20 protein-coding genes and 1 tRNA gene are annotated in these 19,885 nt (G+C 64.4%); 3 read left to right on the top strand and 18 right to left on the bottom strand.

The genetic code is table 11. The features are described 5' to 3' along the window. Positions 1 to 11: 11 nt before the first annotated feature. From NKI29_RS13700 to rsfS, 8 genes are all read right to left on the bottom strand, one after another. Positions 12 to 1,268, bottom strand: a complete 1,257-nt coding sequence (locus tag NKI29_RS13700; protein WP_502896693.1) for a D-amino acid dehydrogenase — start codon at positions 1,266 to 1,268, stop codon at positions 12 to 14. Between the two features lie 138 nt (positions 1,269 to 1,406). Beyond that, positions 1,407 to 2,558, bottom strand: coding sequence for an alanine racemase (alr, locus tag NKI29_RS13695; RefSeq protein ID WP_352754659.1), 1,152 nt, complete (start codon positions 2,556 to 2,558; stop codon positions 1,407 to 1,409). Between the two features lie 29 nt (positions 2,559 to 2,587). Beyond that, positions 2,588 to 3,109 carry an RNA pyrophosphohydrolase gene (locus tag NKI29_RS13690; protein ID WP_352574652.1) on the bottom strand — a complete coding sequence of 174 codons (522 nt, stop codon included), beginning with the start codon at positions 3,107 to 3,109 and terminating at the stop codon, positions 2,588 to 2,590. A 1-nt stretch (position 3,110) separates the two neighbouring features. Next, positions 3,111 to 4,304 (bottom strand): divergent polysaccharide deacetylase family protein, encoded by a 1,194-nt coding sequence (locus tag NKI29_RS13685; RefSeq protein ID WP_352754660.1) that lies wholly within the window; start codon positions 4,302 to 4,304, stop codon positions 3,111 to 3,113. 202 nt (positions 4,305 to 4,506) lie between these two features. Further along, positions 4,507 to 5,832, bottom strand: coding sequence for a S41 family peptidase (locus tag NKI29_RS13680; RefSeq protein ID WP_023678065.1), 1,326 nt, complete (start codon positions 5,830 to 5,832; stop codon positions 4,507 to 4,509). Further along, positions 5,833 to 7,176, bottom strand: coding sequence for a murein hydrolase activator EnvC family protein (locus tag NKI29_RS13675; RefSeq protein ID WP_352796495.1), 1,344 nt, complete (start codon positions 7,174 to 7,176; stop codon positions 5,833 to 5,835). It lies immediately after the preceding gene. Positions 7,177 to 7,327: 151 nt separating this feature from the next. After that, on the bottom strand, positions 7,328 to 7,810 hold the full coding sequence (gene rlmH / locus NKI29_RS13670; RefSeq protein ID WP_023678067.1) for a 23S rRNA (pseudouridine(1915)-N(3))-methyltransferase RlmH: 483 nt from the start codon (positions 7,808 to 7,810) through the stop codon (positions 7,328 to 7,330). 61 nt (positions 7,811 to 7,871) lie between these two features. Then, positions 7,872 to 8,249: a ribosome silencing factor gene (gene rsfS / locus NKI29_RS13665; protein ID WP_023678068.1), complete on the bottom strand. Its 378-nt coding sequence runs from the start codon at positions 8,247 to 8,249 to the stop codon at positions 7,872 to 7,874. Between the two features lie 239 nt (positions 8,250 to 8,488). Here rsfS and NKI29_RS13660 point away from each other — a divergent pair, with 239 nt between their 5' ends. Next, entirely contained in the window at positions 8,489 to 9,346 is an 858-nt protein-coding gene (locus NKI29_RS13660; RefSeq protein WP_352569554.1) for a mechanosensitive ion channel family protein, read from the top strand. Positions 9,347 to 9,375: 29 nt separating this feature from the next. Here the strand turns inward: NKI29_RS13660 and NKI29_RS13655 are convergent, their stop codons facing one another. The 5 genes from NKI29_RS13655 to obgE form a co-directional block, all read right to left on the bottom strand. Then, on the bottom strand, positions 9,376 to 10,665 hold the full coding sequence (locus NKI29_RS13655; RefSeq protein WP_352696890.1) for an MFS transporter: 1,290 nt from the start codon (positions 10,663 to 10,665) through the stop codon (positions 9,376 to 9,378). Between the two features lie 252 nt (positions 10,666 to 10,917). After that, complete coding sequence (locus NKI29_RS13650) at positions 10,918 to 11,505, bottom strand: nicotinate-nucleotide adenylyltransferase (protein ID WP_352796565.1); 588 nt, start codon at positions 11,503 to 11,505, stop codon at positions 10,918 to 10,920. 250 nt (positions 11,506 to 11,755) lie between these two features. Further along, positions 11,756 to 13,042, bottom strand: a complete 1,287-nt coding sequence (locus NKI29_RS13645) for a glutamate-5-semialdehyde dehydrogenase (protein ID WP_352569550.1) — start codon at positions 13,040 to 13,042, stop codon at positions 11,756 to 11,758. A 13-nt stretch (positions 13,043 to 13,055) separates the two neighbouring features. Then, positions 13,056 to 14,210 (bottom strand): glutamate 5-kinase, encoded by a 1,155-nt coding sequence (gene proB, locus NKI29_RS13640; protein ID WP_023678073.1) that lies wholly within the window; start codon positions 14,208 to 14,210, stop codon positions 13,056 to 13,058. A gap of 3 nt (positions 14,211 to 14,213) precedes the next feature. Further along, the gene (gene obgE / locus NKI29_RS13635) at positions 14,214 to 15,245 is read right to left on the bottom strand and encodes a GTPase ObgE (RefSeq protein WP_352796492.1); all 1,032 of its coding nucleotides are present in this window, start codon (positions 15,243 to 15,245) and stop codon (positions 14,214 to 14,216) included. Between the two features lie 171 nt (positions 15,246 to 15,416). On the opposite strand from obgE, the gene NKI29_RS13630 reads away from it, so the two are divergent. After that, the gene (locus NKI29_RS13630) at positions 15,417 to 16,286 is read left to right on the top strand and encodes an endonuclease/exonuclease/phosphatase family protein (RefSeq protein WP_352796490.1); all 870 of its coding nucleotides are present in this window, start codon (positions 15,417 to 15,419) and stop codon (positions 16,284 to 16,286) included. Between the two features lie 10 nt (positions 16,287 to 16,296). Here the strand turns inward: NKI29_RS13630 and NKI29_RS13625 are convergent, their stop codons facing one another. From NKI29_RS13625 to NKI29_RS13615, 3 genes are all read right to left on the bottom strand, one after another. Next, entirely contained in the window at positions 16,297 to 16,884 is a 588-nt protein-coding gene (locus NKI29_RS13625; protein ID WP_352696895.1) for a GNAT family N-acetyltransferase, read from the bottom strand. Between the two features lie 120 nt (positions 16,885 to 17,004). Further along, complete coding sequence (gene rpmA, locus NKI29_RS13620; RefSeq protein WP_023678077.1) at positions 17,005 to 17,274, bottom strand: 50S ribosomal protein L27; 270 nt, start codon at positions 17,272 to 17,274, stop codon at positions 17,005 to 17,007. Between the two features lie 98 nt (positions 17,275 to 17,372). After that, entirely contained in the window at positions 17,373 to 18,080 is a 708-nt protein-coding gene (locus NKI29_RS13615) for a 50S ribosomal protein L21 (RefSeq protein WP_352450883.1), read from the bottom strand. Positions 18,081 to 18,418: 338 nt separating this feature from the next. Here NKI29_RS13615 and NKI29_RS13610 point away from each other — a divergent pair. Beyond that, a tRNA-Ser gene (locus tag NKI29_RS13610) sits at positions 18,419 to 18,508 on the top strand. Positions 18,509 to 18,584: 76 nt separating this feature from the next. On the opposite strand, the gene NKI29_RS13605 is transcribed toward NKI29_RS13610, so the two are convergent. Both NKI29_RS13605 and NKI29_RS13600 read right to left on the bottom strand, forming a co-directional pair. Then, complete coding sequence (locus NKI29_RS13605) at positions 18,585 to 19,160, bottom strand: DUF308 domain-containing protein (protein WP_352796487.1); 576 nt, start codon at positions 19,158 to 19,160, stop codon at positions 18,585 to 18,587. 79 nt (positions 19,161 to 19,239) lie between these two features. Beyond that, positions 19,240 to 19,836: a TetR/AcrR family transcriptional regulator gene (locus tag NKI29_RS13600; RefSeq protein ID WP_352796484.1), complete on the bottom strand. Its 597-nt coding sequence runs from the start codon at positions 19,834 to 19,836 to the stop codon at positions 19,240 to 19,242. Positions 19,837 to 19,885: the final 49 nt, after the last annotated feature.

Here is a 19,885-nt window from a genome sequence, read left to right as displayed (position 1 = left end):
TGGTGGGCGTCTTACTTGGCGTATCGTCCGGGCCCGAGATCGCCGACGTCGATGTCCGGCACCCGGCTGGAGATGATGTCGGCCAGAACTTTGGCCGAGCCGCAGGCCATGGTCCAGCCGAGTGTGCCATGGCCGGTGTTGAGATAGAGATTGGAGAAATCGGTGCGGCCGATCAGCGGCGGCCCGTCGGGTGTCATCGGCCGCAGCCCGCACCAGAAGGTCGCCGATCGCATGTCGCCGCTGCCCGGAAACAGGTCGCCGACCGAATGTTCGAGCGTGCGCCGCCGCGATTCGTGCAGCCGCAGGTCGAAGCCGGAAATCTCCGCCGTGCCGCCGACCCGGATACGGTCGCCGAGCCGGGTGATCGCTACTTTGTAGCTCTCGTCCATCACGGTCGAGACCGGTGCGGCGGCGGCGTCCTTGATCGGCAGGGTGATCGAATAGCCCTTGACCGGGTAGACCGGGATGGGCCGCTTCAGCATGCGCATGAACCGTGCCGAATAGCTGCCCATCGCCATCACATAGGCATCAGCGACCATCCAGCCCTTGCTGGTGCTGACGTTGGTGATGCGATCGCGCTTCTTGACGACGCGCCGTATCTCCGTGTCGTATTCGAAGGTGACGCCGCGTACCGCGCAAAGCTTGGCAAGCCTGTCGGTGAACATCTTGCAGTCGCCGGTTTCGTCGCCGGGCAACCGCAGGCCACCGACGAATTTTTCGCGCACGCCGGCCAGCCCAGGCTCGGCCGCAATGCAGCCGTCGGGGTCGAGGACCTCGTAGGGGACGCCATAGGCCTTCAGCACCTCGACATCGCCGCCGACGCCGTCGAGCTGCTTTTGCGTTCGGAAGAGCTGCAGCGTGCCCTTGGCGCGCTCGTCATAGGCGATGCCGGTCGCCTCGCGCAGCGCCTTCAGCGTGTCGCGGCTGTACTCGGCCAGCGGCACCATGCGCGCCTTGTTCAGCGCGTAGCGTTCAGCCGTGCAATTGCGCAGCATCTTGACCAGCCACATCCACATATGCGGATCGAGGGCCGGTCGCACCACCAGTGGACCGTGCTTCATCAAAAGCCATTTGATGGCCTTCAGCGGAACGCCGGGCCCGGCCCAGGGCGAGGCATAGCCGGGCGAGATCTCGCCGGCATTGGCAAAGCTGGTTTCCAGCGCCGGGCCTTTCTGGCGATCGATCACCGTCACCTGATGACCGGCCTCGGCAAGAAAATAGGCGGTGGTGACCCCGATCACGCCGCCGCCCAGCACGAAGATCTTCATCGTTTGGTTCTCCGCGGCGGCATCTCGTCGGGATTCGAGACCGGGATCATCGCCGCCTCATGTCTGCCGGATTCTGTGGCGTCAGCCAAGTGCCGATGCTTAGGGAAAAGACATGCGTGAGGACAACAACCTTGCGTCCTAGCCATTCACATAGCGCCGGTGGAAACGGTGGCCGAGGCTGGTCAAGACCTCATAGCCGATGGTGCCGGCTTGGCCGGCTACCTGGTCCACCGTCTGCGACGACGGTCCAATGAGTTCGACGAGGTCGCCGGCCTTCAGCCTGCCGGGCGGCAATGCGGAAATGTCGAGGATGATCGAATCCATCGAAACCCGGCCGACGAAGGGCAGCCGCACATTTTCGAGCCAGGCGGAGGAAGCGGCGCGTCGATGCCAGCCATCGCCATAGCCGAGCGAAATCGTAGCCGCGGCAAGCGGAGCCTTGGTGTGGAAAGTGTGACCGTAGCCGACACCGGCGCCGGCCTCCAATATCCGCGTCTGGATGACCTTGGCTTGCAATCGCACCACCGGCAGCATCGGATTGTCCTTCGCCGGCGTCGGATTGACGCCATAGAGAGCGGCACCCGGACGAACGAGGTCGTAGTGATAGCGCTGCCCGAGAAAAATGCCTGATGAATTGGCAAAGGAAGCCGGCGCTTCCGGCAGCATCCGGCGCAGCCGTTCGAATTCCAGCCGCTGCCGCTCGTTGGCCGGCTGCTCGGGTTCATCGGCGCAGGCGAGATGGCTCATCACGAACGTCAGTTCGACACCGTCGAAAGCCTGCGGATCCTGCGCGACTGTCTTCACCTCGGATGGCGTCATGCCGAGCCGCGACATGCCGCTGTCGACCTGGACGGCGGCTGGCAATTTGCGGCCCACCCGCCCCGCCGCTTCACGCCATGCCGAGAGCTGGCTGGCGCTGTTGAGTACGGTGCAAAGCCCTGCCGCAACCGCTTCCCTTTCCGCACCCGGCGGAATGCCGTTCAGCACATAAATGGCCGGGTCTGAGCCGAGCGCCTTGCGCAGCAAGATGCCGCCGGCCAAATGCGCAACAAAGAAAGTATTACAGCCCTCACCCATCAGCGCCGCCGCCACCGGCGCCGCGCCAATCCCATAGCCGTCGGCCTTGACCACTCCAGCACAGCCGACGCCGCCCAGCCGCGCCTTCAGCCGCCGGTAGTTCTCACGGACGGCGCCGAGATCGATGGTCAGGATCGCCCCTGCCGCGGCTTCGCTGATCGGTTCGCCCAGGGTGACGGTCGGCGGAAGAGATTTGCTGGAGATGTCGTTCATGCCGACCTGTTTTAACGGAAGGCCGGCGGCTACGCCACCAGGTGCCGGAACGCCGCCACCACGTCTTCGTAGACCTTGCGCTTGAACGGCACGATCAGGCCCGGCAATTCCAGCATCGGCCGCCACGCCCACCGGTCGAACTCGGCCTTGTGGCCACCCGGCGGCGGATTGATCGCGATCTCGGTTTCGTCGCCGTGGAAACGGAAGGCAAACCATTTCTGCGTCTGGCCGCGATATCGTCCCTTGAAGGCGACGCCGACCAGATGCGCCGGCAGGTCGTATTTGATCCAGTGCGGCGCCTCGGCCAGCAGCGACACCGAGCGCATGCCGGTCTCTTCGTAAAGTTCACGCGCCGCCGCGGGCAGCGGCTCCTCGCCATCATCGATGCCGCCCTGCGGCATCTGCCAGAGCTGCGTCGTTCCAGCGAATTCGCTGTCCGGCTCGGCAATGCGACGGCCGACCCAGACCAGGCCGGCCTCATTGAGGACCATCACCCCTACGCAGGGCCGGTAGGGCAGCGTCTCGGGGTCAACGAGCTTGTTCTTTGCCATCTCAGCCTTTTTCCGGATCTATGGCCACCGCCGAAACCGGCACGATCTCGATGCCACGCTTCTTGGCCTCGGTCACCCAGGAAGACACGGTATCCACCGTCAGGTCGAAAGCCGAGCCGATGCCGACGGCAAACCCTTTCGCCCGTGCCGTCGCTTCCAGCCCATCCAGTTTCTTCAATATGGCGCCGCGGTCCTGCACCGCATCGATCGCCGTATCGCCGCCGACGAACGGCACGCCGTCCTTCTGCGCCAGTTCGGGTGCCAGGCTGCGCGCCGACGAACCGTCGTCGACATAGGCCAGACCACGCTTGCCAAGCTCGGCCATCAACGGCCCCATCGCCGTCGCGTCGGCCGAAAAGCGGGCGCCCATATAGTTCATGACGCCGGTGTAGTTGGTCGTTCGCGACAGCGCCCAGCGTAAATTCTTCAAATTCTCGTCCGGCGTTGCAGCCACGGTCAGCGTGTTACGGCCGGGATTGACGTTCGGATAATCGAACGGCTCAAGCGGTACCTGCATGATGACCTCATGGCCGCTCTGCCGCGCCACCTGCATCCAGCGGCCGATGCTGTTGCCTTGCGGCGCGAAGGCCAGCGTCACTTCCGCCGGCAGCTTGGCGATGGCTGCCTGCGTGCCGGTCTGCGACACGGCAAGCCCGCCGATGACGAGCGCCACGCGTGCACCGCGAGCCCCGGACCACGGCCGCGCATAGACATCGAACGGGCGCCTGCCGTCGGCGGCGCGGATCGGCAACGGACCGGTTTCGCTGGCCTCGACCAGCGCCTTGTCGGGAATATGCGCGATCCTGAGGTTCTGGCCGATCGTCGAAGGGTCGCGGATGACTATGGCCTCGGGTGGACCGTCGCCCCCCTCGGTCTGGACATGGATGATCTGCGGACCGCCCGTCTTCGGCCCGCTTGCGTTGGCCCCACTTGCGTTGCTTGGCGCAGCCATTTCGGGCGTCGCCTTGGCGGGCGCGGCGGCGGTATCCGCCGCCGGCGTCTTCGGCGTCGAAACGACTACTTCTTGCAGCTTCCGGAACGGCTTGTCTCGCAAGGCGATGGCGCTGGAGACGCCGACCACGGACAGCACGACAAGCGCGGCCGCGACCGCACCGGCGCTGATCCCGCTGCCTGAGCGCGGCAGCCGGATCGCCTGTCCGAGAGGTCGTTCTATGTCCTTGCCGATATCAGCCAAGCCCGCACCCCCGGCGTGCATCCCCGAAGTAAACCTTCTCCGGAGGCGCAAAATCCAAAATGTCGGCGCGTCCCCTTGCTTCACTGGACGCGCAGCATGCCGGCCGCGGCCCCCGAATCAAACTGCCGGAGCCTCGCGGCCCCGGCAGCATCGCATCGCTTCGTTCAGGCAGCCAGACCTGTTTGGCCCGGCTTGCCCGCCCTTACTGGTTCAACACGGCCTTTTGCGGATTCGGCGGGAACGCCGGATCGGTCTTCTGGCCGCGCAGCAGCTGCTCGGCATAGATGAGCTGCAAATCGTCCTTCGGTTCCGGCGGCACATAGGCTGCCGAACCCGAACCGGTCGTGCTTTCGTCGGCGCCCTTGATATGGCCCTTGAGGTCCGATTCGCCGCGCGTCAGGTCCCTGCCCTGCAGTTCCGCCGGCAGCGGCTGGTCGACCTTGATGTCGGGCGTGATGCCCTTGCCCTGGATCGACTTGCCGGACGGCGTGTAATAGAGCGCCGTCGTCAGCCGCAGCGCCCCGTTCTCGCCAAGCGGGATGATGGTCTGCACCGAACCCTTGCCGAAGGATTGCGTGCCTACCACCGTGGCGCGGCGCAGATCCTGCAGCGCGCCGGCGACGATTTCCGAGGCACTGGCCGAGCCGCCATTGACGAGCACGATCAGCGGCTTGCCGCCGATGTCGTCGCCGGCCCGCGCGTCGAAGCGGGTGACGTCCTTCGGGTCGCGGCCGCGCGTCGAGACGATCTCGCCACGGTCGAGGAAGGCATCCGACACGCTCACCGCCTGGTCGAGCAAACCGCCCGGATTGAGGCGCAGGTCGAGCACGTAGCCCTTGAGCTTGTCGTTCGGCACCTGCTTCTTGATGGTGTCGATGGCATTCTCGAGGTCGTCATAGGTCTTTTCGGTAAAGGAGGTGATCTTCATGTAGCCGATGTCGTTTTCGACCCGGAACTTGACCGCCTTGACCTTGATGATGTCGCGCACGACGGTCAGTTCGATCGGCTTGTCGGCGCCCTGGCGCAGGATGGTGAGCTTGATCGGCGTATTGACCAGCCCGCGCATCTTCTCGACAGCATCGTTGAGCGTCAGGCCGCGGACCTCCTCGCCGTCGATCTTGGCGATATAGTCGCCGGCGAGCACGCCTGCCTTGGCGGCCGGCGTATCGTCGATCGGCGTGATCACCTTGACCAGGTCGTTCTCCATGGTGACCTCGATGCCGAGGCCGCCGAATTCGCCCTTGGTCTGCACGCGCATGTCCTGCGCTTCTTCGGCATTCATGTAGGAGGAGTGTGGGTCGAGCGACGACAGCATGCCGTTGATGGCATTTTCGACCAGCGACTTGTCGTCGGGCGGCGTCACATAATTCGCCCGTACCCGTTCGAAGATATCGCCGAAGATCGCCAGTTGCTTATAGGTCTCGGAGCCCGCAGCTTTCGCTGTCGAGCCGGGCGCGCCATAGACCAGGCTCATCGCCGATGCACCCATCAGCGCACCGGCAAACAGAAGCGACAGTTTCCGCATCATTCACGTCCTTCCAGAAAAACGGTCCGCCCACCATGGGGCCGGATCGACGGGTTTTCCATCCTTGCGGAACTCGACATAGAGCTCCGGCGTGGCATTTCCATTCTTCGATGCCGAGGTGCTCGCCACCCGGGCCTCTCCCATCGCGCCGACCGGCTCACCTGCGAGCACCGACTGGCCAGACGCGACGCTGATTCTGCTCATCCCCGCCAGGACGACATGATAGCCGTCACCCGCATTCAGGATCAAGAGTTGACCGTAAGAGCGGAAAGGCCCCGCATAAAGCACATTTCCATCCGCCGGCGCTGTGACGATGGCTCCCGATTGTGTCGCAACCATGTCACCGAGCATCATCGCGCCGTTACCGTCGTTGGCCCCGAACCGCCGCTTGATCCTGCCGGTGACCGGCAGCGCGATCTGCCCTTGAAGCGCGGAAAACGGCGCGGCAGCGGTGAGCCTGTTGCTCTCCGGCACCGGCAGCGAGGCCAATTCCGTCGGCGCCGCAGCCGATGCCGGGCCCTTGTCGGCGTCGGCCGTCTTTTGCTCGGCTGCCTTGGCCGCATCCGCCGCCTTGCGGGCTCTGTCGGCCTCGAGCGAGGCGATCAGTTCTTTCAGGCTGCCGGCCTTGGCCGCCAGCATCGCGGACCGTTGCTTTTCGGCGGCCAGCGCGGTTTGCGTATCGGCGGCGAGCTTCTGCTTGGCTTCGAGCAGCATGCCGAGCCGCTTTTTTTCCGTCGCCTGCTCGCCGACAGCTGCCGTCAGCCGCGCCCGCTCGGCCTCGATCGAGGCCGTCACCCGCGACTGCTCCTTGAGGTCGGCCAGCAACATGTCGGTCTGCTGGCGCAGTTCCGGCACCACGGCACCGAGCAGGATGGCGCTGCGCACCGACGACAATGCGTCCTCCGGCTTGACCAGGATCGCCGGCGGCGGATTGAGCCCCATGCGCTGCAGCGCGCCGAGCACTTCGGCCAGAACGTCGCGTCTGGCGGCCAGTGAGGCGCGGATCTTCTGCCCCTGCGCCTTCAGCCCCTCCAGCTTGCCGCCAATGTCCTCGATGTCCCGGCCGAGCTTCTGCTCGGTCATCGCCGACTGGATCAGCGCCGCGGTGATCGAGGCGTGGTCCTTCTTGACAGCCGCTATGTCGGCGGCGAGCTTGGCCAGCCGCTCGGACGACAGCGTGATCTCTTTCGAAACTTTTTCGTATTCGGCGCGGCTCTGGTCCGGGTCGGGCGCCAGGTCGAGCGTGTTCTCGGCCCGCGCGACGCCGAGCGAAAGCGCGATCGTCGCCACGGCGATGCCGTAGCGCACGCGCCAGGAGCCCGTTCGTGATTTCCAGTCTTCAGACATTGAAGCCTAACTCTATGCGCGGCTTCGTTAACGAACCATCAACCATGTTCGAGCCCCGGCCGCCATCCGCAAACCCCATGAGCCCAAACTGTCGATGAGCATTGGGGCAAAAATCCGGGCGGCTGGCATCAATTCGCCGACGGAGCCGACTTCATGAACGATGGTAGGGGTGACCGGAAAGGATAGTGGCCGCCCGGTAAAGCTGCTCGCCCAGCATCACGCGGACCAGCTGATGCGGCCAGGTCAGCGCGCCGAGCGACACCGTCAGATCAGCCAGGTCGCGCAGCGACTGGTCATGGCCGTCGGCGCCGCCAATGGCGATCACCAGCGCCTTGCGCCCGCCATCGCGCAGCGAACCTATGCGGCCGGCGAAATCCTCGGAGGAAAGGTTCTTGCCGCGCTCATCCAGCAGCATCAGCGCCGTGCCCGGTTGCAAGTGCGTCTGCAGCTTCTGGCCTTCCTCGCGCCGGCGCTCATTGGCTGTCTGCGCGCGACCTTCCGCAATCTCGACGATCCCGGCGAATTCGAGGCCTACGGCAGGACCGCTCCTGGCAAAACGCTCGAAATAGCGGTCGGCCAACTGCTTCTCGGGGCCGGCTTTCATTCGGCCCACGGCATGAACCGTAATCTTCATCCCTGCCTCGAAGAGCCGCTGATGCATGTCGAACGACGACATACATCAAGACGAATACGGCTCAGTGGAGGGTCTCCTCCTCGAGATCGGGCGCCTGCCACATCTTTTCGAGATTGTAGAAGTCGCGGACCTCGGGACGGAAGACATGGACGATGATGTCGCCCGAATCGATCAGGACCCAGTCGGCGCCAGCCAGCCCCTCGACGCGCGCCGTGCCGAGCCCGGCATCCTTCAGCGCCTTGAGGAGATGATCGGCAACAGCCGAGACATGACGGTGCGATCGGCCCGACGCGACGACCATGTAGTCGCCGAGGCTCGATTTCCCCTGAATGTCGATTGAGACGATGTTTTCGGCCTTGGAGTCTTCCAGACTGGCAAGGACTGTCTTGATGGCGCGGGACACGGCGTCGTTTACGCTGATCCCGGCCGGCGAAGGCACGATGTCGGCCTTCTTCCGCAGTGCTGTTCTCAGTGTATTTCCTTTCGCAGCAAGAACAACCAAATCACCTCTGAAATCAGGTGACACTGCTTAGATAGGCAGAGTTAGGTTGCAGTTTCAAGACACCGCTCGCAAGCAGGCACCCGGCAGCGGCCGAATATCCGGCTTTTCGGGCCAGAAAATCGGAACCGCCTCGCCCCGCAGCGGTTATCGGCTCATCCACGAACCGGAATCCCGACATGCCGATCGATCCCCAGAACGCCCTCCTCACCGTGCAATCCGGCCTGGCGCAACTCAGCACGCTGATCGTCTCCTACTCGCTTTCGGCGGTCGGCGCCGTCATCCTGCTGGTCATCGGCTACATCGTCGCCGGCCTCGCCGAGCGTTCGATCTATGCCGGCCTCGGCCATATCAGCGGCTTCGACGAAACGCTCCGCCATTTCTTCTCGCAGGTCGTCCGCTACGCCATCCTGGGACTGGTCGTGATCATGGTTCTCGGCCAGTTCGGCGTGCAGACGGCTTCGATCATTGCCGCTATCGGTGCCGCCGGCCTGGCCATCGGCCTGGCGCTGCAAGGCACGCTGCAGAACATTGCCGCCGGCATCATGCTCCTGGCGCTGCGGCCGTTCCGCATCGGCGAATATGTCGAAGTCGGCGCGATATCCGGCACCGTCGAGGAGATCGGGCTGTTTGCCACAACGCTGAGGACGGTCGAAGGCGTCTACGTGCTTGCACCCAACTCGACCCTGTGGAACCAGCCGGTCCGCAATTTCACCCGCAACGGTGTGCGCCGCGGCGACATCACGCTCAGCATCGGCTCCTGGAACGACATCGATTTTGCGCAGAAGACCATGCTCGGTGTCGCCGCCGCCGACCGGCGCGTCAGGCGGCAGCCGGCGCCGATCGCCTTTGTCGCGACTGTCGGCGACAGCACCGTCGCCATCACCTTGCGCTACTGGACGGCGGCTGCCGATTTCTTCGCCGCCCAGATCGACCTCACCAAGAGCGTCAAGCAGGCGTTCGATGCCGAAGGCCTTTCAATCCCGGCGCCGGCGCCGAAAGCGCCGCAGCCGGATGCCTCTGCCACGCGGCAATAGAGCATCTTAAGCCGGCCGGCAGATGGCCCTCAAAGCTCTCCGCGCCCGCGCTGATCTTCGGGCGCGAAGGCGAGATCGACAGGCAACGGCGCCTGCGCCGTCATCGGCGCGAAACTGCCGGTCTCGGTGGCGGGCACCGGCCGCACCATGACGACGCGCCAGAGAACGAACAGGCAGTAGGCGGTGGCAATGACGATTGCCACATAGATGAAGGCCTGCGTGCCGTAGACGGCGGAAAGTCCGGTCACAATGCCGGGTACGACGAAGCCGGACAGCGACCAGGCAAACAAAAGCGAGCTCGACAGCGCCACCATGTCGTCCTTGCCGGCGCGGTCGCCGGCATGGGCGCTGGCCAGCGAGTAGATCGATTCCGAGGCGCCGTCCCAGACCACATAGATGACAAGCAGCGCCGCCAGCGCGCCGCCGTCGAAACCGAGGGCAAACAGGCCCGCCGCGGCGGCAAGCGCCGACGCAGCGATCAGCACAAAGCGCCGGTCGGTGCGGTCGGAAATCCAGCCGAGCGGAATCTGCAGGATCAGCGTGCCGACCGGCATTGCCGAAAGCAGCAAGGCGACGTCGGCCTGGCTGTAGCCCTTGGCCGTGGCATGGATCGGCGCAAAACCCGAGATCGTCATCGACAGGCCGCCGACGGCAAGCATGCCGGCAACGCCGACCGGGGAGATCCGCCAGGCGCGGCCAAGCGCCACGGACGCCGCTTGCGGCGCCGGCGGCTGCGCAAGCCGCGTCAGCCCGACGGGAAGGATCGACAGCGCGGTGAAGGCAATGCCGATCAGCGGCGCGTCGGCCGCGCGGATATCGACCAACGCCAGCGTCGAGTAGCCGACGCCGAGCCCGGCGACGTAGGCAACGTAGAAGATAGCCATGACCCGGCCGCGGATGGCGTTGGCGACGACATCGTTCAGCCAGCTCTGCGCGACAATGAACAGGCCGCATATGGCAAAGCCGTAGAGTGCCCGTGCAGCGATCCATGGCAATGGGTGCGGCCCGGCGCCGACCGCGGCGTTGGACAGCACGATCAGTGCCGACAGCACCATGAACACGCGGGCATGGCCGACACGCCGCACCAGCGGCCCGGTCAGGATGCAGCCGGCGAGGCCGCCAGCCGAAAGGCCGGTGACGATCAGCCCCGCCCATGTCGGATCGAAGCCCTCGGCGCCGAGCCGGACTGGGATATAGGCGAACATCAGCCCATTGCCGACGGCGATCAGCGCCATCGACAAAAGGATGCTGGCAATGGCGATCGACGGCGCCGGCTGCCCTAGACCGTTCTTGTCCTGGTCGCGCTCGAGAATCGTCATGACCGAGGATCGCCCATCAAGCAGGTCAAGGCAGCGGCAAAAGCGACATCACCGGACTTGCCTTCTCCCCTTGTGGGAGAAGGTGGATCGGCGCGCAGCGCCGAGACGGATGAGGGGTGCTGGAAGAAATGCAGCGTAAAAAGACCGAGGGATTTTAAGTGCTTAGTTCTTCAAGATAGCGATCATTCCAGCACCCCTCATCCGACCGAGCTTCGCTCGGCCACCTTCTCCCACAAGGGGAGAAGGAGACTCCTATCCCTTTGCCACCTTGCGGATCGCGCTCGACGACAGCGACGAACGCGGGCCGTGGATGAAGGTCCAGGCCGGCGCGCCCATGCGGGCGAGCCGCGGCGCATCGCCCTCGTCGACGCGGGCATAGTCGAAGGTCTTGGCGACCACCGACGACAGGAACGACAGCGTCGCACCCGGCCGGTCGACCACCGCGATCGGAAACGTCATCACGATGCGGCGCCAGCGCTGCCAGCGGTGGAAGTCGCGAAGCGAGTCGGCGCCCATGATCCAGACAAAATCGACGCCCGGGTTACGCGCCTTGACCAGCGCCAGCGTGTCGGCGGTGAAGCGGACGCGGTGGGCCGCCTCGAATGCGGTGACCTTGATCTTCGGATTCTTCGCGATCTTTTCGGATAGCTGCAGCCGCTCGGCCAGCGGCGCCAGGTCTCCGGCATTCTTGAGCGGATTGCCGGGCGTCACCATCCACCACAGCTGATCGAGCGCAAGGCGTCTGAGTGCGATCTCGGCGACCAGCGCATGGCCGGCATGCGGCGGGTTGAACGAACCGCCGAACAGCCCGACCGCCACGCCTTTCCCGGCATGCGGCATCTTGAGATAGCGGGAGGATATGGCATGTTCGGACAAGGCAAGCATGCGTCAGGCACCCCCCTCTGCCGCGCCGGGCATCTCCCCCTCAAGGGGGGAGATTGTCAGCTTCATCCCTGGCGCCCTTAGTGCGACATCGAAGATTGGCGAAAGTCTATGCGACATCCGATCTCCCCCCTTGAGGGGGAGATGTCCGGCAGGACAGAGGGGGGTGGCTGGGCGCACGCCTCTCAGGCTCGGACTGTGGACGGATTCAAGGCCTCACCTGTCCCGACCCGCGCACGCGATATTTGAACGAGGTCAGTTGCTCGACGCCGACCGGCCCGCGTGCATGCATCTTGCCGGTGGCGATGCCGATCTCGGCGCCCATGCCGAACTCGCCGCCATCGGCAAACTGGGTCGAGGCGTTGTGCAGAAGAATCGCCGAATCGACCTCGTTGAAGAACCGGTCGACCGCTGTGGCGTCCTCGGCGATGATCGCCTCGGTGTGATGCGAGGAAAACGTCTCGATATGCTCGATGGCGCCGCCAATGCCGTCGACCAGCTTCACCGCAATGATGGCATCGAGATACTCGGTCACCCAGTCTGCATCGGTCGCGGGCTGGGCATCGGCATAAAGCCTCAGCGCCTCGGCATCGGCATGGATCTCGCAGCCCGCCGCCCGCAGGGCCTCGAGGATCGGCACCAGGTGCGTGCCGGCGGCGGCACGGTCGACCAGCAGCGTCTCGGCAGCACCGCACACCCCGGTGCGCCGCATCTTGGCATTGACCGCGATCTTGACCGCCATGTCGAGATCGGCCGATCGGTCGATATAGAGATGGCAGATGCCCTCGAGATGCGCGAAGACCGGCACCCGTGCCTCGTTCTGCACACGCTCGACCAGGCTGCGGCCGCCGCGCGGAATGATGACCTCGAGATTGCCGGAAAGTCCTTTCAGCATTTCGCCGACGGCGGCGCGATCGGTGGTCGGCACCAATTGTATGGCATCCTCCGGCAGCCCGGCTGGCTTCAGCCCCTCGACCAGGCAGGCATGGATAGCGGCGGAAGAATTCGCCGAATCCGAGCCGCCGCGCAGGATCACCGGATTGCCCGCCTTGAGGCAGAGCGCGCCGGCATCGGCGGTCACGTTAGGCCGGCTCTCATAGATGACGCCGACGACGCCGAGCGGCGTGCGCACCCGTTCGATATGCAACCCGTTCGGCCGGTCCCATGCGGCAATGACATCGCCGACCGGATCGCGTAACCCGGCGATCTCGCTGATACCGTCTGCCATGGCGCGGATGCGGGCGGGATCGAGCTTCAGCCGATCCATCGACGCTGCCGATAGGCCAGCCTCCCTGCCATTTCTGATGTCGATGGCATTGGCGTCGAGGATGTCCTGCTCATGCCGAAGGATCGCCTGAGCCATGCCGATCAGCGCCGCGTGCTTGCGCTCGGCCGCAGCTATGGCCAGCGGGCGGGCCGCGGCACGCGCGCGGCGGCCGATATCGGCCATCAGCGCCACGGTATCATCCCGGGATTTTTCATGCAGCGTCAGCATGGCTCATCCTCCGCTATGTAACCTGGTCACCGACTACTTGCTCACCACCGGCATGGCTCACCACAAGGTCGTCGCGGTGGATCATCGCCGAACGCGCCTCGTAGCCGAGCACGGTTTCGATCTCTGTCGTCCTCAGCCCAGCGATCCTTACGGCATCGGCGGCATCATAGGCAACCAGCCCGCGCGCGATCTCGCGGCCCTCGGGCGACAGGATCGCCACCGTGTCGCCACGCGCAAAATTGCCGCTGACCAGTTTGACGCCGGCCGGCAGCAGCGACTTGCCGGAGAGCAGCGCGCCGATGGCGCCGGCATCGACGGTCAGCCGGCCGGCCGGTTCGAGCTGCCCGGCGATCCAGGTCTTGTAGCCCTTGACCGGATTGGCGCTCGGCCGGAAGAAGGTGGCACGCTCGCCGCGCTCGATTGCCAGCAGCGGCGACAGCCGCGTGCCCGATGTGATGATCATGGCGGTGCCGGCGGCGGTCGCGATCTTGCCGGCGTCGAGCTTGGTGCGCATGCCGCCGCGCGACAATTCCGAAGCAGCGGCACCCGCCATCGCTTCGATGTCGGGGGTGATGCGGTCGACGACCTGAATGAACCGGGCTTGCGGGTCACGCGCCGGCGGTGCCGTGTAGAGCCCGTCAACGTCGGAGAGCAGCACCAAAAGGTCGGCGCCCATCATGGTGGCGACACGCGCCGCCAGCCGGTCGTTGTCGCCATAGCGGATTTCGGAGGTGGCCACCGTATCGTTCTCGTTGATGACCGGCACCGCCTTCATCTTGAGCAGTGTCGAAATCGTCGCCCGCGCGTTGAGATAGCGGCGGCGCTCTTCGGTGTCGCCGAGCGTCAGCAGGATCTGGCCCGATTTCAAGCCATTCTTGCCGAGCGCATCCGACCAGGCGCCGGCCAAGGCGATCTGCCCGACGGCAGCAGCAGCCTGGCTCTCCTCGAGCTTCAGCGCCCGCTTGCCGAGGCCGAGGATGGTGCGGCCGAGTGCAATCGCCCCGGAAGACACGACGAGAATTTCGGCGCCGCCATTGGCCAGCACGGCGATGTCGTCCGCAAGCGAGGCCAGCCAGTCGCGCTTCAGGCCCGTCGTGCGGTCGACAAGCAGTGCCGAGCCGATCTTGACGGCAATGCGCCGATAATTTTTCAGCGATTGCGCGGCCATGGGCTACGTGTTCCAGCGCGTCTCGACCGGCGCAGCGACAGCCTCGCGTGCATCGGCCACCACAGCGATCAGCGCGCGCAACACCGCCTCGACGCCTTCGCCGGTGACCGCCGAAAGCAGCATCGGCGCGCGGCCGGCGGCACGTTTCAGCGAGGCGGTCTTTTTCTTGCGTGCGTCGGCATCGAGTATGTCGATCTGGGAAAGCGCGACGATTTCGACCTTGTCGGTCAGCCCATTGCCGTAGGCTTCGAGCTCGGCACGCACGGTCTTGTAGGCATTGGCCGGATTTTCTTCCTGCGCCGAGACAAGATGCAGAAGGACGCGCGTGCGCTCGACATGGCCAAGGAAGCGGTCGCCGATGCCGACACCTTCATGCGCGCCTTCGATCAGGCCCGGAATATCGGCAATGACGAATTCGCGACCGTCGATGCGGGCCACGCCAAGGCCCGGATGCAGCGTGGTGAAGGGATAGTCGGCGATCTTCGGCTTGGCCGCGGTGACCGCCGCCAGGAAGGTCGACTTGCCGGCGTTGGGCAGCCCGACAAGGCCGGCATCGGCGATCAGCTTCAGCCTGAGCCAGATGTTGAGCTCTTCGCCCGGCAGTCCGGGATTGGCGCGGCGCGGCGCCTGGTTGGTCGAGGTCTTGAAGTGCTGGTTGCCGAAACCGCCATTGCCGCCCTTGGCCAACAGAAAGCGCTGGCCGACGACCGTCAGATCGCAGATCAGCGTCTCATTGTCCTCGGCAAAGACCTGTGTTCCGGCCGGCACTTTCAGCGTCACGTCGGCACCCTTGGCGCCGGTCATGTTGCGGCCCATGCCGTGCGTCCCGGTCTTGGCCTTGAAATGCTGCTGGTAGCGATAGTCGATCAGCGTGTTCAGCCCATCGACCGCCTCGACCCAGACATCGCCGCCGCGACCGCCGTCGCCGCCGTCCGGGCCGCCGAACTCGATGAACTTTTCGCGCCGGAACGACACCGAACCGGCGCCGCCGTCGCCGGAGCGGATGTAGACCTTGGCTTGATCGAGAAATTTCATCGGATTGTATGGTTTCTGCTATTGGCTTTGCGGGATTGCTCTAAACCAAGGCGGGTCGAAGGGCGAGGGCCGTTTTTGCTACTGTAACGTCGCGCGTAGCTCTGGACGCGTACCATTTGGTTGACCCTTGCCGAAAATCGATCCTCGGCTTTCCAAGCGCGAGATGTCGGAATGAAGCTGGTAACTTACAATGTCCACTACGGCGTCGGCCTCGACGCCCGCTATGATATCGGCCGTATCGCCGATGCCGTGCGCGGCGCCGACGTGATCGCGCTGCAGGAGGTCACCCGCGCCAACCCGAAGAATGGCGGCCGCGACATGGTGGCCGACCTCGGCGAGGCGCTGCCCGACTATTTTGCCGTCTACGGCAGCAATTTCGAAGCCGACGCCGGCTCGCGCCTGGAGAACGGCCGCGCCATCACGACCACCTTCCAGCTCGGCAACATGGTGCTGTCAAGGACGCCGATCCATCTGTCGCGCAATCTCCTTTTGCCGCGCAGCCGCAGTGTCGAGGCGATGAACTTCCAGCGCGGCGCGCTGGAGGCGCTGATCGAAACGCCGCTTGGTCCGATCCGCTTCTATTCCACCCATCTCGACCACCGCAGCCCGGTTGAACGGCTGAGCCAGATCCGCTTTCTGCGCCAGCGTCTGTTGAAATACCCGCTCGAGGGCGGCGGGCTCTCCGGCGTCGCCGAGATCGGCTTGCCGGACCTGCCTTGTCCCGAAGCCTTCGTCGTCATGGGCGACTTCAACATGCTGGCCGGATCGCCGGAACATGTCGAACTCGCCGGCCAGCCTGACCATGAATTCGGCATGCCGGTGACCGCCGACCTCGCCATCGATGCTGCCACACGCCTCGGCGCTGGCGGCGCCGATCTCGTCACCTGGGTCGAGCCCAAGCGGCCGGGCGATACCAGCCGCTACAAGCGCATCGACTACATCTTCACCAGCGCCTCGCTTGCCAAATCGCTGAGGCGCCTGTGGGTCGACCGGCAAGCGACCGGTTCGGATCACTTGCCGGTCTGGCTCGAGATGACGTGAGCCGCATCCATCAAAAATGCACCCAGTTCCGCAGGCTGGTCCAGGTCTTGCGATCGAGGCGGTAGCGCTCGACCGGCACCTGGCCTGCAACGATCGAGTTCAGCATGCCCTGGCCGGCATACTGGAAGCCGCATTTGTGGATGACCCGGCGCGAGGCCGGATTGATAACCCGCGTCGAGGCGTGCAGCACCTGGATCGTGGTTCTCTGGAAGGCAAGGTCGACCAGTGCGTGCGCTGCCTCCGTCGCGTAGCCGCGTTTCCAGTACGGCTCGCCGATCCAATAGCCGAGCTCGAGCCCCCGATCCGTGGTGTTGAGCCCGGCGCAGCCGACGAAGGTCTCGGTGCCGGCCAGCGTCAGCGCATAGGCGATTCCGGCCCGGCGCGATGCTGTCATGGCGAGGAAGGCGCGTGCCTCGGCCTCGCCATAGGGATGCGGCATGCGGGCCAGCATTTCCGCGACATGGCGGTTGTCGGCGAGCGCCACCAATTGCTCGATGTCGCTTTCACGCGGGGGCCGCATGACCAGCCGCTCGGTGACCAGGACCGGGCAATCTATCGTGTAACTTTCGTCGTCTGTCGCTTCCGCTTCGGCAACCATATCAAAGTCCTCCAGGCACAAGAAAAAGGGGAGATGGAAACCCATCTCCCCTGATCCATTTCCTGGCTTGGCCAGACACCGGTTCCCGAGATGGGTGCCGGTGTTCTCTTGCGGAACCGGCTACTCCGCTGCCTTCGTCATCGGGTTCACCGATACGTAGGTTCGGCCATTGGCTTTTTTGTTGAAGGTGACTGCGCCAGCTTCCAGCGCAAACAGCGTGTGGTCCGTGCCAATGCCGACATTGGTGCCGGGATGCCACGTCGTGCCACGCTGACGAATGATGATGTTGCCCGGAATCACGGCTTCGCCGCCGAACTTCTTCACGCCGAGCCGCTTGGAATGGGAGTCGCGACCATTGCGCGACGATCCGCCAGCTTTCTTGTGTGCCATCTAACTACTCCGATGCGCCGCGAGGCGCCTAAACGATCTTATGAACGCGTTCGCGTTCCGTTTCAAGTCCGATCCGGCGACGATTGCGCCAGTTCGTTCTACTTCTTCGCCAATTCCTTGGCCTGCTCGCGCCAGTCCTTGATCTGGTCGGCGCTGAACGGCATGTGCTCGTCGATCTTGGCGACGTCCTTGTCGGACAGCTTGGCGATCTGGGCAAAGGTGGTGATGCCCTGTTCGTTGAGCTGGCCGGCGGCGACCGGGCCGATGCCCTTGATCACGGTCAGGTCGTCCGGCTCGCCTTTCGGCGCCTTGAACAACGGCGCGGCGGCTTCGGCAGCCTTGTCCTCGGTCGTCTCGGCTTTGGCTTCCTTCTTCGGCGCAGCCTCTGCCTTCGCTGCTGCCTTCGGCGCGGCTTCAGCCTTCGCCTCGGTCTTGGCGGCGACCTCGGCCTTCGCTTCGGTCTTGGCGGCGGCCTTCTTCGCCGGCTTGGCGCCACCCAGCAGGATCTCGGCGATCCTGACGGTGGTCAAAAGCTGGCGATGGCCGATCTTGCGGCGCGAATTCTGCCGGCGGCGCTTCTTGAAGGCGATGACGGTACGGTTCTTGCCTTGCTCGACGACTTCGGCGGTGACCATCGCACCATCCACGAACGGCGCACCGAACGTGACGTTCTCGCCTTCGCCATGCGCGAGCACGTTGCCGATCTCGACGATGTCGCCGACATTGGCTTCGAGTTTTTCGATCTTCAGGAGATCGTTGGCGGCAACGCGATACTGCTTGCCGCCCGTTTTGATGACTGCGAACATTTTTTGCCTTTCGCTGTTCGGTCGGCCTTGATGAACCGCCTTAGGCGGTTCGGCCGTCTTTTTGTCAGTCTGCGGGTTCAAAAAACAAGCGGCGCGGAAGATCCCTCCACGCCGATTGCGCGCTGTCCCTAACCGAAGGTTCGGTTTGAGTCAAGGCAAGCGCCGCGGGCAAGCTGCGAATGGGTTGAGCCCAGTCCTAGCAAATATCGAGCAGCGGCTGCCGGAGGCTCGAAGGAAGCACGGACAGAAGCTGCGGCGCCGGGGCAGATTGGCCCTTGTAACCTGCCTGTCCAGCCGTTATCTAGTGCGCCGCGCCGGCAACGGCGGACCATGACCGCGGAGAGGTGGCAGAGTGGTCGAATGCACCGCACTCGAAATGCGGCATGGGTGCAAGCCCATCGGGGGTTCGAATCCCTCCCTCTCCGCCACTTCGGAATGTGTCCATTCCGGACCCATAGGTAACAGCATCTCTCATCGCGCCGGTGATCGCTCAAGATGGCGGGCCTATGCAGCCTTCCGCCGCAATTGGCTCACGCTCAGCCACACCGCCGAAACCAGGAAGTAGAGGGCGCCTACCGCGGCATAGCCGGCCACGTTGGAGATCGATGGCGGCATCGGCATCCGCGCCTGCGCGATGAAAAACGTGCCTGCCAGTGCTGATTGCCCTCCGCTCAGGACCATCGCCCACTGCGCACCAGAGCTCTTCCAACGGCGGACAGCGGTGCCGAGTTGAAGCAGGCCGGACAGGATCGCCCATAGGCCGAACACCCCGAGCACCCAATTCATGCTCATCTTCAGCGCAAAAACGACCGCGAGCGTTGTCGCCACACTGACCACGACGTTGATGGTCTGGGTGCGATTCTGTCCCAATCCTCCGCTGCGCGATGCGTCGACAAAATTGGCGAGGGCATCCCATGCAGGATAAGCCACGAGTAATACCGCCGCGACCACCCCGGAATGCTGTCCCACCGTAAAGGCAGCCGCCACCCAGACAGCCGAGAACGCCGTCCGAGCGAAGTAATAAAGCTTGAGCCATTGTTCCTGGCTGGCGCGGGAAAGATCGCCACTGTGAACCGTCATTGGATCGTCCTTTCGACTAGTAGGTAGGGACTCTCGACGAACGTCGCAGAGAGTGATTGCTATTATGGTTAGTTGAGATCTAGGCCCGCATCCGGGGGGAAGCGCGGAGGCGCTCCAGGAGCGGGCCTGTCACGACGCCGAATATCTTCGGACCGCCATAGGCCCGTGCTGAAAGCATCGCGCCGTGAACGGTCGCCATGAACGCTTCAGCCTCGGCACGAGGGGTGCTCATCAGTCGAAATTGGCCGTGCCGCGCACCGCGCTCCATCACCGATGTAAGCCACCCTGACAGCGAGCGGAAATGCGCCCGGACCTCAAGGCCAACTTCCTCGGGCAGCACGGGGAGCTCGCTTGCCAACAGCGCGCAGATACAAAACGGGGCGCTGGCGTTCGCGATGCAGGCTTCCCAATACCCGGCATAGATCCGCAACTGTTCGAGCGGATCGGATTCGTGAAGTTCGACATTTGCCATCCCCGCTTCAGTTTCTTCGCGATACCGCGCAACCAGTGTCCGAACCAGATCGACCTTGCTTGGAAAATGGTGATGGATGCTCGCCTTACGGATCCCGACCACATCAGCGATGTCGGCATAACTGAAACCGTTGTAGCCGCCAGCGACGATCAGTGAACGTGCGCAAGCCAGGATGTCATCAGAGGTGGTAGACAAGTTGCTCATACTTTTACCTACCTTCTGGTAGGATGGCAGTCAAGTCTTATTGCAACGC

This window comes from Mesorhizobium sp. M0678 (assembly GCF_040320505.1).
In the GTDB taxonomy this organism is placed as follows: Bacteria; Pseudomonadota; Alphaproteobacteria; order Rhizobiales; family Rhizobiaceae; genus Mesorhizobium.
Note: the sequence above shows the minus strand (reverse complement) of the source record. Positions and strands in the feature narration are given on the sequence as shown.

Bases quoted from the DNA above. Each gene is read 5' to 3' on its own strand.
- NKI29_RS13700 (WP_502896693.1), bottom strand. From the start codon at position 1,268: ATGAAGATCTTCGTGCTGGGCGGCGGCGTGATCGGGGTCACCACCGCC.
- alr (WP_352754659.1), bottom strand. From the start codon at position 2,558: ATGAACGACATCTCCAGCAAATCTCTTCCGCCGACCGTCACCCTGGGC.
- NKI29_RS13690 (WP_352574652.1), bottom strand. From the start codon at position 3,109: ATGGCAAAGAACAAGCTCGTTGACCCCGAGACGCTGCCCTACCGGCCC.
- NKI29_RS13680 (WP_023678065.1), bottom strand. From the start codon at position 5,832: ATGATGCGGAAACTGTCGCTTCTGTTTGCCGGTGCGCTGATGGGTGCA.
- NKI29_RS13675 (WP_352796495.1), bottom strand. From the start codon at position 7,176: ATGTCTGAAGACTGGAAATCACGAACGGGCTCCTGGCGCGTGCGCTAC.
- rlmH (WP_023678067.1), bottom strand. From the start codon at position 7,810: ATGAAGATTACGGTTCATGCCGTGGGCCGAATGAAAGCCGGCCCCGAG.
- NKI29_RS13660 (WP_352569554.1), top strand. From the start codon at position 8,489: ATGCCGATCGATCCCCAGAACGCCCTCCTCACCGTGCAATCCGGCCTG.
- NKI29_RS13655 (WP_352696890.1), bottom strand. From the start codon at position 10,665: ATGACGATTCTCGAGCGCGACCAGGACAAGAACGGTCTAGGGCAGCCG.
- NKI29_RS13650 (WP_352796565.1), bottom strand. From the start codon at position 11,505: ATGCCGCATGCCGGGAAAGGCGTGGCGGTCGGGCTGTTCGGCGGTTCG.
- NKI29_RS13645 (WP_352569550.1), bottom strand. From the start codon at position 13,042: ATGCTGACGCTGCATGAAAAATCCCGGGATGATACCGTGGCGCTGATG.
- proB (WP_023678073.1), bottom strand. From the start codon at position 14,210: ATGGCCGCGCAATCGCTGAAAAATTATCGGCGCATTGCCGTCAAGATC.
- obgE (WP_352796492.1), bottom strand. From the start codon at position 15,245: ATGAAATTTCTCGATCAAGCCAAGGTCTACATCCGCTCCGGCGACGGC.
- NKI29_RS13630 (WP_352796490.1), top strand. From the start codon at position 15,417: ATGAAGCTGGTAACTTACAATGTCCACTACGGCGTCGGCCTCGACGCC.
- NKI29_RS13625 (WP_352696895.1), bottom strand. From the start codon at position 16,884: ATGGTTGCCGAAGCGGAAGCGACAGACGACGAAAGTTACACGATAGAT.
- rpmA (WP_023678077.1), bottom strand. From the start codon at position 17,274: ATGGCACACAAGAAAGCTGGCGGATCGTCGCGCAATGGTCGCGACTCC.
- NKI29_RS13615 (WP_352450883.1), bottom strand. From the start codon at position 18,080: ATGTTCGCAGTCATCAAAACGGGCGGCAAGCAGTATCGCGTTGCCGCC.
- NKI29_RS13605 (WP_352796487.1), bottom strand. From the start codon at position 19,160: ATGACGGTTCACAGTGGCGATCTTTCCCGCGCCAGCCAGGAACAATGG.
- NKI29_RS13600 (WP_352796484.1), bottom strand. From the start codon at position 19,836: ATGAGCAACTTGTCTACCACCTCTGATGACATCCTGGCTTGCGCACGT.